Annotated in this window: 9 protein-coding genes and 1 pseudogene; 5 read left to right on the forward strand and 5 right to left on the reverse strand. The window is 54.6% G+C overall.

Translation table 11 applies throughout. From position 1 onward, the window contains the following. Nucleotides 1-38: 38 nt before the first annotated feature. Nucleotides 39-1,439 carry a Si-specific NAD(P)(+) transhydrogenase gene (gene sthA / locus ACQ29O_RS21625; protein WP_001120786.1) on the forward strand — a complete coding sequence of 467 codons (1,401 nt, stop codon included), beginning with the start codon at nucleotides 39-41 and terminating at the stop codon, nucleotides 1,437-1,439. Here sthA and oxyR read toward each other — a convergent pair. From oxyR to argC, 4 genes are all read right to left on the reverse strand, one after another. Then, on the reverse strand, nucleotides 1,422-2,339 hold the full coding sequence (gene oxyR / locus ACQ29O_RS21630; protein ID WP_001025919.1) for a DNA-binding transcriptional regulator OxyR: 918 nt from the start codon (nucleotides 2,337-2,339) through the stop codon (nucleotides 1,422-1,424). The two genes, sthA and oxyR, sit on opposite strands and share 18 nt — an antisense overlap. 283 nt (nucleotides 2,340-2,622) lie before the next feature. Next, entirely contained in the window at nucleotides 2,623-3,999 is a 1,377-nt protein-coding gene (gene argH / locus ACQ29O_RS21635) for an argininosuccinate lyase (protein WP_001230062.1), read from the reverse strand. Nucleotides 4,000-4,116: 117 nt separating this feature from the next. After that, on the reverse strand, nucleotides 4,117-4,893 hold the full coding sequence (gene argB, locus ACQ29O_RS21640; protein ID WP_001575262.1) for an acetylglutamate kinase: 777 nt from the start codon (nucleotides 4,891-4,893) through the stop codon (nucleotides 4,117-4,119). Between the two features lie 7 nt (nucleotides 4,894-4,900). Further along, the gene (gene argC, locus ACQ29O_RS21645) at nucleotides 4,901-5,905 is read right to left on the reverse strand and encodes an N-acetyl-gamma-glutamyl-phosphate reductase (RefSeq protein WP_000935329.1); all 1,005 of its coding nucleotides are present in this window, start codon (nucleotides 5,903-5,905) and stop codon (nucleotides 4,901-4,903) included. 88 nt (nucleotides 5,906-5,993) lie between these two features. Between argC and argE the strand changes: the two genes are divergently transcribed. From argE to ACQ29O_RS21665, 4 genes and pseudogenes are all read left to right on the forward strand, one after another. Then, entirely contained in the window at nucleotides 5,994-7,145 is a 1,152-nt protein-coding gene (argE, locus tag ACQ29O_RS21650) for an acetylornithine deacetylase (RefSeq protein ID WP_000800208.1), read from the forward strand. Nucleotides 7,146-7,513: 368 nt separating this feature from the next. After that, nucleotides 7,514-10,165 carry a phosphoenolpyruvate carboxylase gene (ppc, locus tag ACQ29O_RS21655; protein WP_020937215.1) on the forward strand — a complete coding sequence of 884 codons (2,652 nt, stop codon included), beginning with the start codon at nucleotides 7,514-7,516 and terminating at the stop codon, nucleotides 10,163-10,165. 210 nt (nucleotides 10,166-10,375) lie between these two features. After that, nucleotides 10,376-12,108 (forward strand): annotated as a pseudogene (locus ACQ29O_RS21660) (phosphoethanolamine transferase CptA). 160 nt (nucleotides 12,109-12,268) lie between these two features. Beyond that, nucleotides 12,269-13,120 (forward strand): helix-turn-helix transcriptional regulator, encoded by an 852-nt coding sequence (locus ACQ29O_RS21665; protein ID WP_000274596.1) that lies wholly within the window; start codon nucleotides 12,269-12,271, stop codon nucleotides 13,118-13,120. On the opposite strand, the gene ACQ29O_RS21670 is transcribed toward ACQ29O_RS21665, so the two are convergent. Further along, the gene (locus ACQ29O_RS21670; RefSeq protein ID WP_000290522.1) at nucleotides 13,107-13,460 is read right to left on the reverse strand and encodes a PTS fructose-like transporter subunit IIB; all 354 of its coding nucleotides are present in this window, start codon (nucleotides 13,458-13,460) and stop codon (nucleotides 13,107-13,109) included. The two genes, ACQ29O_RS21665 and ACQ29O_RS21670, sit on opposite strands and share 14 nt — an antisense overlap. Nucleotide 13,461: the final 1 nt, after the last annotated feature.

Genomic DNA, 13,461 nt, shown 5'->3' on the forward strand with positions numbered 1-13,461 from the left:
CGTGTTTATTTTATGTATAAAAACAGGTGAGTAATACCATGCCACATTCCTGGGATTATGATGCAGTCGTCATAGGGTCAGGCCCCGGCGGTGAAGGCGCTGCAATGGGTCTGGTTAAGCAAGGAGCACGCGTCGCGGTGATTGAGCGTTATCATAACGTTGGCGGCGGATGTACCCACTGGGGCACCATCCCATCCAAAGCCCTTCGCCACGCCGTCAGCCGCATTATTGAATTTAATCACAACCCGCTCTATAGCGACCACTCCCGTCTCCTTCGTTCTTCTTTCGCCGACATCCTTAATCATGCCGATAACGTGATTAATCAACAAACGCGTATGCGTCAGGGGTTTTATGAGCGTAACCACTGTGAAATATTGCAGGGCAACGCCCATTTTATTGACGAACATACCCTGGCGCTGGAATGCCATGACGGCACGGTTGAAACCCTGACGGCAGAAAAATTTGTTATTGCCTGTGGTTCGCGTCCTTACCATCCCAATGATGTGGATTTCTCGCATCCGCGCATTTATGACAGCGACTCAATCCTGAGTCTCCACCATGAACCGCGCCACGTTATTATTTACGGCGCCGGCGTTATCGGCTGCGAATATGCGTCCATCTTCCGCGGTATGGATGTGAAAGTGGATCTGATCAACACCCGCGATCGCCTGCTGGCCTTTCTCGATCAGGAGATGTCCGACTCTCTCTCTTACCATTTCTGGAATAGCGGCGTGGTTATTCGCCACAATGAAGAGTATGAGAAAATCGAAGGCTGCGATGATGGCGTCATCATGCACCTGAAATCCGGCAAAAAACTGAAGGCTGACTGCCTGCTCTATGCTAATGGCCGTACCGGTAACACCGATTCGCTGGCGCTGGAGAATATTGGTTTGGAAACAGACAGCCGTGGACAGCTCAAAGTCAACAGTATGTACCAGACCGCCCTGCCGCACGTCTATGCGGTGGGCGACGTGATTGGCTATCCCAGTCTGGCCTCCGCCGCCTACGATCAGGGGCGTATTGCAGCGCAGGCGCTGGTGAAAGGCGAAGCGACCGCGCATCTCATCGAAGATATCCCCACCGGGATTTATACCATTCCGGAAATCAGTTCTGTCGGCAAAACCGAGCAGCAGTTAACGGCAATGAAAGTGCCTTACGAAGTGGGCCGCGCGCAATTTAAGCATCTGGCGCGAGCGCAAATCGTCGGCATGAACGTCGGCACGCTAAAAATTCTCTTCCACCGCGAAACCAAAGAAATTCTGGGGATTCACTGCTTTGGCGAACGCGCCGCCGAAATTATTCATATCGGCCAGGCGATCATGGAGCAGAAAGGTGGCGGTAACACCATCGAATACTTCGTTAACACCACCTTTAACTACCCAACCATGGCGGAAGCTTATCGGGTTGCGGCGTTGAACGGCTTAAACCGCCTGTTTTAACGCCTTGTCGAAATGGCCATCCATTGCGCCACGGATGGCCTCTGCCAGTTGCTCATAACGGCTACGCAGCGGCGATCCCGGGCGATAAACCAGCCCCACGGTACGACGCGGCTCCGGCTTAATGCATGGCAGATAAACCACGCCGTCGCGCTTACGCTCCTGCGGTACGGCCAGCGCGGGGAGTAGTGTAATACCACTGCCCGCCGCCACCATGTTGCGCAGCGTTTCCAGACTGGTCGCCCGGAAATGGGTATCTTCATCCGCTCCCGCTTCAAAACAGAACCCCATCGCCTGATCGCGCAGACAGTGGCCATCTTCCAGCATCAGCAATTTCTCGCCCGCCAGATCGGACATCGGCACGCGATCGCGATTCGCCCACGGATGATCCTCATAAATAGCCAGCATCATGGGCTCATCAAACAGCGGCACTTCGATAAACGCCTCGCTCTCTTTCACCAGCGCCAGAATAGCGCAGTCAAGCTTGCCGCTATCGAGTTGCGCTAACAGCTGATGCGTTTGCGCCTCATGCAGATACATTTCCAGCTTCGGGAAAGTCTGGTGCAACATTGGAATGATAAGCGGCAGCAAATAGGGACCAATTGTTGGGATTAAACCAATATGCAGCGGGCCGGACATCGTCTCGCCTTGTTGGCTCGCCATCTCCTTGAGCACCTTGACCTCACGCAGTACGGTACGCGCCTGATCCACCAGCAGTAAGCCCGCCTGGGTAAACAGCACTTTACGGCTCGTACGCTCCAGCAGCATAACGCCCAGCTCATCTTCCAGCTTACGTATTTGCCCACTAAGGGTTGGCTGGCTGACGTGACAGGAGTCCGCCGCTCGCCGGAAATGGCGATGTTCGGCTAACGCCACCAGATATTCAAGATCACGAATATTCATTATTCATCCTCCGTCGCCACGATAGTTCATGGCGATAGGTAGCATAGCAACGAACGATTATCCCTATCAACCTTTCTGATTAATAATACATCACAGAACGGAGCGGTTTCTCGTTTAACCCTTGAAGACACCGCCCGTTCAGAGGGTATCTCTCGAACCCGAAATAACTAAAGCCAACGTGAACTTTTGCGGACCTCTGGTCCGCTTTTTTTTGCGTAAAAAAGCCCGGCGTCGCTGATGCTCGGCCGGGCAGTATTACCTGATAGCGTTACGCTTATAAGGCCTACAACGCGAGGCGCGCCCTGGCATCGTCGATGGCCTGCGCCACCTGCTGCGGAGAAACGCCGCCTTTTGCCGCCCGTTTATCCAGACACGACTGCAAAGACAACATCGGATACACATCGTCGCCAATCACGTGGCTGAATTTCTGTAAATCGGCCAGCGGCAACGCTTCCAGCGGCTTACCCTGGCGAATGGCTTCTACCACCGCTTCGCCGACAATATGGTGCGCTTCGCGGAACGGCACGCCTTTCGCGACCAGGTAATCCGCCAGCTCCGTGGCGTTGGCATACCCCTGTTGCGCCGCGTCCTGACAACGTGGGCGTTTCACCTGAATACCGTCCAGCACCAACGCCGCCATATGCAGGCAGTCAAGCCAGGTATCGAGCGCATCGAACAGCCCTTCTTTGTCTTCCTGCATATCTTTGTTATACGCCAGCGGCAGACCTTTTAAAGTCATCATCATGCCGGTTAGCGCCCCTTGTACGCGACCGCACTTACCGCGAATCAGCTCCAGCGCGTCCGGGTTTTTCTTCTGCGGCATTAACGATGAACCGGAAGTCACGCGGTCAGAAAGCTCTACAAAACCCGCTTCACCAGAATTAAAGAAAATCAGATCTTCCGCGAAGCGTGACAGATGCACCATGCCGATAGCCGCATCAGAAAGCAGTTCCAGTACGTGGTCACGATCGGACACGCTGTCCAGGCTGTTGCGGGTCGCAGACGCAAAGCCCAGCCAGCCTGCCAATTGTTCACGGTCAATTTCATAGGCCGTTCCCGCCAACGCGCCGCAACCTAGCGGACTCACGTCCAGACGTTTAAGCGTGTCCTGCAGGCGGCTTTCATCGCGCGCCAGCATTTCGACATACGCGAGACACCAGTGGGCGAAAGTCACTGGCTGCGCGCGTTGCAGATGGGTATATCCCGGCATTACCGCGTCCTGGTTCGCCTGCGCGGTTTCCACCAGCGCGCTCTGTAGCTGGCGGTTAGCGGTAAGCAGTTCCCTCACCGTCTCTTTGCACCACAGTTTCAGGTCCGTCGCCACCTGATCGTTACGGCTGCGCCCGGTGTGCAGCTTTTTACCCAACTGACCCACTTTGTCGATGAGCTTACCTTCCACCCAGCTATGGATATCTTCCGCATCGCTTTGCAGGATTTGCTGCGGATTCACGCGAACCTCTTCCAGCAGCACGTTCAGCGCCTCTTCCAACTGTCGTTGCTCATCGGCAGTCAGTACGCCTACCGTGACCAATGCTTTGGACCAGGCCACAGAACCGACAATATCCTGCTCCGCCAGACGGTAATCGAAGCGCAACGAATCATTGAATTGTTTAAACCGCTGGTCTGCCGCCTGTGTAAAACGCCCACCCCAAAGTGCCATAATAGACTTCCTTAAATTCTTCGAATTTCACTGCCGGATGGCGCTACGCTTATCCGGCCTATAATTTCTGTTCACGCAGGCCCGATAAGGCGCAGCCGCCATCGGGCGAACAAATAGTTAAGCCAGAATACGCGTGCCAATCGGCGTACCGTTAAACAGCGCCGGCAGTTGCTCCGCATGACGCCAGGAAGCGATATCCACCGGGCGACCCAGCGCCCGCGCAGCATCGAGAGCCGCATTCACTTTCACAATCATCCCGTCGGTAATAATGCCCTGGTCGATAAGCTGCTCGGCTTTGGACGCCGTCATTTCGGCGATACGCTGGCCTTTGCCGTCCAGAATACCGCTCACGTCAGAAAGCAGGATCAGATCGGCCCCCAGCGTCGCCGCCAGCGCGGTTGCCGCCTGATCGGCGTTGACGTTCATCAGTTGGCCGTCGTCTGTTACGCCAATGGAGCTGACCACCGGCAGAAAGCCGTTTTCCAGCAGCATGTTAATCAGCTTCGGCGACCCCGGTTGCGCCAGCCCGACGTGGCCTAACGCTTCATCGAGTTGGGTCACGTTTACGCTGTCGCCATCGCCCAGAAACAGACCAACAGAGGCGATATGGTGTTTCTTCGCCCAGGCCAGCAGAGTTTTGTTAGCGGTTCCCGCCAGCGCGCCGGTAATGATGCCAATCTGATCGGCAGGCGTCACGCGCAGGCCGTCTTTCTTTTTCACTGGCAAATTAAGCCCTTTCATCAGCTCATCCACCACGCAACCGCCGCCGTGAACAATCACCAGCGGACGCTGATGGGACTCACGATAGTTGACCAGCGCGGTAAAAAGACGTTCCAGAGCCTCTTCGCTATCCAGTAATACGCCACCCAGCTTGATAATTAATGGATTCATCATTTCACCCTTAAATAAGAGACTGCGTTTCAGCGAAGCCAAAACGAATATTAGCGCACTGCACCGCCTGCGCCGCTGCGCCTTTCAACAAGTTGTCTTCGGTTGCCACCACAATTAGATGTTCGCCCTGGACGGCAAAACCAATATCGCAGAACGGCAGCCCGACGACGTTCTTTAACGCCGGAACGCCTTTGTCATACAGGCGCACCAGCGGTTTGTCGCCATAGGCTTTTTGCAACACGTCGGCGACCTGCGCATGGGTTACTCCCGCTTTCAGGCGGCAGGTAATGGTTTCCAGAATCCCGCGCGGGAAATTCCCCAGATGCGGGGCGAAGATGACCTCCGCGCCCAGATGGGCAGCGATTTCCGGCTGATGACGATGCGTAAACACGCCATACGGTTGCAAACTCACTTCACAGAAACTGTTCGATATTGCCGCCTTGCGCCCCGCGCCGCTCACCCCGCTGGTGGCATTAATTACCGGCCACTGCGTCAGATCGAGAAGCCCGCCGTCAATCAGCGGTTTTAGCGACAACTGCGCTGCGGTTGGATAGCAACCAGGAACCGCAATCAGATTCGCCGTGTTCAGTTTATCGGCATTCCACTCCGCCAGACCGTACACCGCCTGCTCCAGCAGCTCAGGATATTGATGAGTAAATCCGTAGTACTTTTCATAGAAGGCGCGATCGTTTACCCGAAACGCGCCGGAAAGATCGAATACGACGCATCCGGCCTGTAAAAATTGCGGCGCCAGATCGTGGCTCACTTCATGCGCTGTCGCCAGGAACACCACATCAACATCTGCACTAAAATCACGTACATCCGACATCGGTTGCAATGGCAGGTCGACAATCCCTTTTAACTGCGGATGTAAATCAGAAATTAACTTTCCTGCATCATTGCTTTGCGCTGAGACGGTCAAAGCGGTTATGGTCATATGTGGGTGGCGATTTACGTAGCTTACAAGCTCTGCGCCCGCATAACCGCTAGCGCCTACAATCAGCGTATTCAACATCGGGTTCCTTTATGCTCAACGTTAATGTATTTTTATTCATAATTAATGCATGAATATTGATACTATCATGACCTGAGGTGTGTCAACAATGAAAAACGTTTTACCGCCATTTATCGAGATTTACCGCGCTTTGATTGCCACACCGTCGATAAGCGCAACCGAAGAATCCCTGGATCAAAGTAATGCGTCTTTAATCACTTTGCTTGCAGGCTGGTTCAGCGATCTTGGTTTCAACGTAGAGGTTCAACCGGTTCCAGGAACGCGAAACAAATTTAATATGCTCGCCAGCACCGGACATGGCGCGGGCGGTTTGCTGCTGACCGGCCATACCGACACGGTTCCCTTTGATGACGGACGCTGGACGCGCGACCCGTTCACGCTGACCGAGCATGACAATAAGCTCTATGGCCTGGGCACTGCGGATATGAAAGGCTTCTTCGCTTTTATTCTGGACGCGCTACGTGACGTTGACGTCACAAAGTTGAAAAAGCCGCTCTACATTCTGGCGACCGCCGATGAAGAGACCAGCATGGCGGGGGCGCGTTATTTTTCCGAAACCACGGCATTACGTCCGGACTGCGCGATCATTGGCGAACCGACGTCGTTGCAACCGATACGCGCGCACAAAGGGCATATCTCTAATGTCGTTCGCGTCCTGGGGCAGTCCGGTCACTCCAGCGACCCGGCGCGTGGGGTTAACGCCATTGAACTGATGCACGATGCGATTGGCCATATCATGCAACTGCGTGACTCGCTGAAAGCGCGGTATCACTACGAGGCGTTTACCGTTCCGTATCCAACGCTGAATCTGGGCCATATCCACGGCGGCGATGCCTCAAACCGTATCTGCGCCTGCTGCGAATTGCATATGGATATTCGTCCACTGCCGGGCATGACGTTAAACGACCTTAATGGACTGCTTAACGACGCGCTGGCCCCGGTAAGCGAACGCTGGCCGGGCCGCCTGACGGTGGCGGAATTACATCCGCCGATTCCAGGTTACGAGTGTCCACCGGACCACCAACTGGTTGAAGTAGTAGAAAAACTGTTGGGAACAAAAACCGACGTGGTGAACTACTGTACTGAAGCGCCGTTTATGCAGACATTATGCCCAACGCTGGTGCTTGGTCCGGGCTCAATTAATCAGGCGCATCAGCCGGATGAATATCTCGAAACGCGTTTTATTAAGCCAACCCGGGAATTGATTACCCAGGTAGTACACCATTTTTGCTGGCATTAATGCATATTGCCCGGTGACGTGATGTTTACCGGGCCTACCCCGTCTTGTAGGCCGGATAAGCGCAGCGCCATCCGGCGTCTCTACGCCACATGTTCATAAGCATTTCTTATTTGGCACGATGCGAATTAACTTTAATAAATTACCGCCATTTTTTCGTTTGCTGAACCGATTTCGCAGTAATTGACGCCACGGGTTTTACGTGGCTTTATAAAAGACGGCTAAAAAGCAAAGTCCGAAAAATTTTACGTCACAGCAAGGCGGCAAACGAGCCCATTCCGCAGAACTGGCATACGGGCGAACGCAGCCACTGCCGCTGTGGCATGAAAGAGACAGGGCAATTACATTAAAGATGGGGTGTCTGGGGTCATATGAACGAACAATATTCCGCGTTGCGTAGTAATGTCAGTATGCTCGGCAAGGTGCTGGGAGAAACCATCAAGGATGCGCTGGGAGAACACATTCTTGATCGCGTAGAAACAATCCGTAAGCTATCCAAATCTTCACGCGCCGGCAATGAAGCTAATCGCCAGGAGCTGCTCACCACGCTACAAAATTTGTCTAATGACGAGCTGCTGCCAGTTGCGCGCGCGTTTAGTCAGTTCCTGAACCTGGCCAATACTGCCGAGCAATACCACAGCATTTCGCCAAAAGGCGAAGCCGCCAGCAACCCGGAAGTGATTGCCCGCACTCTGCGCAAACTGAAAAACCAACCGGACCTCAACGACGCAACCATCAAAAAAGCGGTAGAGTCGCTGTCGCTGGAGTTGGTGCTAACCGCCCATCCGACAGAAATTACCCGCCGTACGCTTATTCACAAGATGGGTGAAATCAATAACTGTCTGAAACAGCTTGATAATACCGATATCGCCGACTACGAACGTCACCAGGTGATGCGTCGCCTGCGCCAGTTGATTTCCCAATCCTGGCATACGGATGAGATCCGCAAGCAGCGCCCAAGCCCGGTGGATGAAGCCAAATGGGGCTTCGCCGTGGTTGAGAACAGCCTGTGGCAGGGCGTACCTAACTATCTGCGTGAACTGAACGAACAGCTGGAAGAAAATCTCGGCTACAAATTGCCGGTGGATTTTGTGCCGGTACGTTTTACCTCCTGGATGGGCGGCGACCGTGACGGCAACCCGAACGTGACGGCGGATATAACCCGCCACGTGCTCTTGTTAAGCCGCTGGAAAGCCACCGATCTGTTCCTGAAAGACACTCATGTTCTGGTATCAGAACTGTCGATGGTCGACGCCACGCCGGAGCTGCTGGCGTTAGTGGGCGAAGAAGGCGCGTCTGAGCCGTATCGCTACCTGATGAAAAAATTGCGCGCCCGTCTGATGGCGACCCAGTCCTGGCTGGAAGCGCGTCTGAAAGGCGAGAAGCTGCCCAAACCGGCTGGCCTGCTGACGCAAAACGAGCAGCTCTGGGAACCTCTGTACGCCTGCTACCAGTCGTTACAGGCCTGCGGCATGGGCATTATCGCCAACGGCGAGTTACTCGACACGCTCCGCCGCGTGAAGTGTTTCGGCGTACCGCTGGTGCGTATTGATATCCGTCAGGAGAGCACCCGCCATACCGAAGCGCTGGGCGAAATTACCCGCTACCTCGGTATTGGCGACTACGAAAGCTGGTCGGAAGCCGACAAGCAGGCCTTCCTGATCCGCGAGCTGAACTCCAAACGTCCGCTGCTGCCGCGTAACTGGGAGCCGAGCAACGATACCCGCGAAGTGCTTGAAACCTGCAAGGTTATTGCCGAAGCGCCAAAAGGATCGATCGCCGCCTACGTAATTTCAATGGCGAAAACGCCGTCTGATGTACTGGCTGTGCATCTGCTGCTGAAAGAGGCAGGTATCGGCTTTGCCATGCCGGTCGCGCCGCTGTTTGAAACCCTCGACGACCTGAACAATGCCGACGACGTGATGACCCAGTTGTTGAATATCGACTGGTATCGCGGACTGATTCAGGGTAAGCAGATGGTCATGATCGGCTACTCCGACTCGGCGAAAGACGCCGGCGTCATGGCCGCGTCATGGGCGCAGTATCAGGCGCAGGACGCCCTGATCAAAACCTGTGAAAAAGCCGGCATCGAGCTTACCCTCTTCCACGGCCGCGGCGGTTCTATTGGCCGTGGCGGCGCGCCAGCCCACGCGGCGCTGCTTTCGCAACCGCCAGGCAGTCTGAAAGGCGGTCTGCGCGTGACCGAGCAGGGCGAGATGATCCGCTTCAAATACGGCCTGCCGGAAGTCACCGTCAGCAGCCTCTCGCTCTACACCAGCGCAATTCTGGAAGCAAACCTGCTGCCGCCGCCGGAACCGAAAGACAGCTGGCGTCATATTATGGATGAGCTTTCCGTCATCTCCTGTGAAACCTACCGCGGCTACGTGCGCGAAAATAAAGACTTTGTACCGTACTTCCGCTCCGCGACGCCGGAGCAAGAGTTGGGCAAATTGCCGCTCGGCTCACGTCCGGCGAAACGTCGTCCAACTGGCGGCGTCGAATCGCTGCGCGCGATTCCGTGGATCTTCGCCTGGACGCAAAACCGCCTGATGCTGCCAGCCTGGCTGGGCGCGGGTACTGCGCTGCAAAAAGTGGTGGAAGACGGTAAACAAAGCGAACTGGAAGCCATGTGCCGCGACTGGCCGTTCTTCTCCACGCGTCTTGGGATGCTGGAAATGGTGTTCTCGAAAGCCGACCTGTGGCTGGCCGACTATTACGATCAGCGTCTGGTGGCGAAAACGCTATGGCCGCTGGGCAAAGAGCTACGAGACCTGCTGGAAGAAGACATTAAAGTGGTGCTGGCGATTGCCAACGATTCGCACCTGATGGCCGACTTACCGTGGATTGCGGAGTCCATTCAGTTAAGAAACGTTTATACCGATCTATTAAACGTGTTGCAGGCCGAGTTGCTGTATCGTTCCCGTCTGACTGAAGAGCAGGGCAAATCGCCCGATCCTCGCGTCGAACAGGCGTTGATGGTCACGATTGCGGGCGTCGCCGCCGGTATGCGCAACACCGGCTAACGCAAAAAGAGAGCCGCTCTCACGCAGTTATGTGGGGGCGGCATGAAATACTGCTGTCATCCTCGTCATTTTTTCAATATATTCCTGTCTGCATTTTATGCATTTGTAAATCTTTCTTAGCAAAACGTGCGGCATAAAGCAGGTTTGCTTCAGATTCTTTTAAGGTTCAGGCGTTACGTTTGGCGCTACGATTAAAGACAGGCTCTCATTATGCAATCCACATTACTCCAGACTAAACCCGCGTTTAGCTGGAAAGCCCTGGGCTGGGCACTGCTCTACTTTTGGTTCTTTTCCACCCTCCTGCAGGCCATTATTTATCTCACCGGATACAGCGGGACAAACGGTCTGCGGGATTCGCTACTGTACAGCTCACTGTGGCTGATCCCGGTCTTTCTGTTTCCAGGCCGCATCCGGGTTATTGCGGCCGTTATTGGCGTCGTACTCTGGGCCGCCTCGCTGGCGGCGCTGAGCTATTACGTAATCTACGGGCAGGAGTTCTCGCAAAGCGTGCTGTTTGTGATGTTTGAAACCAACGCCAATGAAGCCAGCGAATATTTAAGCCAATATTTCAGTCTGAAAATTGTTCTTGTCGCGCTGGCTTATACGGTGGCGGCGATTTTGCTGTGGACACGTCTGCGCCCGGTTTATATTCCATCGCCCTGGCGTTATCTGGTGTCGTTTGCCCTGCTGTACGGGCTGATCCTCCATCCCATCGCGATGAATACCTTTATCAAGCATAAGTCGATGGAGAAAACGCTGGATAGCCTGGCGTCACGAATGGAACCCGCCGCGCCGTGGCAATTTATTACTGGCTACTATCAGTACCGTTTACAGCTCGCCTCGCTGAATAAACTGCTGAATGAAAACGATGCCCTGCCGCCGCTGGCTAACTTCCAGGACCACTCCGGCGATGCGCCGCGCACACTGGTACTGGTGATTGGCGAATCGACCCAGCGTGGCCGTATGAGTCTGTACGGTTATCCGCGCGAAACCACGCCGGAACTGGACGCGCTGCATAAAACCGACCCCGGGCTGACCGTGTTTAATAATGTGGTAACTTCGCGACCGTACACCATTGAGATCCTGCAACAGGCGCTAACGTTCGCGGACGAAAAGAACCCGGACTGGTATCTGACGAAGCCATCGCTGATGAATATGATGAAACAGGCCGGGTATAAAACCTTCTGGATCACTAACCAGCAGACGATGACGGCGCGTAATACCATGCTGACCGTGTTCTCTAAGCAGACTGATAAGCAGTTCTATATGAACCAGCAGCGCACTCAAAGCGCACGCGAATATGACAGCAACGTGCTGGAGCCGTTTAAAGCGGTGTTAGCCGACCCGGCGCCGAAAAAATTCATTATTGTGCATCTGCTGGGAACGCACATTAAATACAAGTTCCGCTATCCAGAAAACCAGGGCAAGTTTGATGGTAAAACCGACCATGTTCCGCCGGGATTAAGCAGCGAGAACTGGAATCGTATAACGATTACGACAACGCGAACCTGTATAATGACTATGTTGTCGCCAGCCTGATTAAGGACTATAAAGCGACCGATCCGAACGGTTTCCTGCTCTACTTCTCCGATCACGGTGAAGAAGTGTATGACACGCCGCCGCATAAGACGCAGGGACGAAACGAAGATTCGCCAACCCGTCATATGTATACGGTGCCGTTCCTGCTGTGGACCTCAGAGAAATGGCAGGCAGCGCATCCGCGCGACTTCTCACAGGATGTCGATCGTAAGTACAGCAGTTCCGAGCTTATCCATACCTGGTCTGACTTAGCGGGCCTGACCTATGATGGCTACGACCCGACGCGCTCCATCACCAACCCGCAGTTCAAAGAGACCACGCGCTGGATTGGCAACCCGTATAAGAAAAACGCGCTGATTGATTATGATACGTTGCCGTATGGCGATCAGGTCGGTAATCAATAGCCTGTATGTTGCCCGATAACGCTAACGCTTATCGGGCCTGGCGTGCTTCTCTCCCGTAGTCCGGATAAGGCGCAAAGCGCCGCTATCCGGCAATAATCGCTTGAGGACATCGGTTTTCGACGTTACTGTTTCCTCTGTTTGCGATCGGCAGGGGATTATCATGTATCACGACGTCAGCCACCTTCTCTCCCGTCTCATCAACGGCCCGCTGCCGCTGCGCCAGATTTATTTTGCCAGCGCCAGCGGCCCAGCGCCGGAACTGGCGTACCAGGTGGATTTTCCGCGGCTGGAGATTGTGCTGGAGGGCGAGCTTACTGACATGAGCATTACCGCCCCGCTCATTCCTTGCGATGTTCTCTACGTTCCGGCTGGCGGCTGGAACATCCCGCAATGGCAAACGCCCGTCACCACCCTGAGCATTCTGTTTGGCAAACAGCAGTTAGGTTTCAGCGTAGTCCACTGGGATGGTCAGCAGCATCAAAACCTCACGAAACAGCACGTTGCGCGCCGCGGCCCGCGTATCGGCTCGTTCCTGTTACAAACGCTTAATGAGATGCAGATGCAGCCGCAAGAGCAGCAAACGGCCAGATTGATTGTCGCCAGCCTGCTAAGCCATTGCCGCGATCTGCTCGGCAGCCAAATCCAGACCGCCTCCCGCAGCCGCGCGCTTTTTGAAGCCATTCGGGAGTATATTGATGAACGCTACGCCGCGCCGTTGACGCGCGAATCGGTAGCACAAGCGTTTTATATCTCGCCAAATTACCTCTCGCACCTGTTCCAGAAAACGGGGGCCATCGGCTTTAACGAATACCTGAACCATACGCGACTGGAACACGCCAAAACGTTGCTGAAGGGCTATGACCTGAAAGTGAAAGAGGTGGCGCACCGTTGCGGCTTTGTCGACAGTAACTATTTCTGCCGCCTGTTTCGCAAAAATACGGAACGCTCGCCGTCGGAGTATCGCCGCCAGTATCACAGCCAGCTAACGGAAAAGCAGATTACTCCAGGATAAGGTGGGTATGTTGCGGCGCGGAAAGGAGTTTACGCACAGCGCTCATTACCCGCTGTGGCTCCCGCAAAAAAGCGCTGATCCCCGACTGGACATAGCGACTCCGGGTAAATCGCTCCACGCCCGCCAGCTCGATATCGGTAATGAGCAACACGACATCGGCACGGCGGATATCCTCTTCCGTTAAGCGGTTCTCTGTACCGAGTGCCCCCTGGGTTTCAATCTTGATGCTCCACTTCTCCTGCTGGCAAAGTTTTTCCAGCCGTTCAGCAGCCATATAGGTATGCGCTACACCGCTCACGCAGGCGGTCACTGCCACCAGATGCCGTACAGGTACTGCCATA

The organism is Salmonella sp. GDC200615, assembly GCF_050574145.1.
Lineage (GTDB): Bacteria > Pseudomonadota > Gammaproteobacteria > Enterobacterales > Enterobacteriaceae > Salmonella > Salmonella enterica.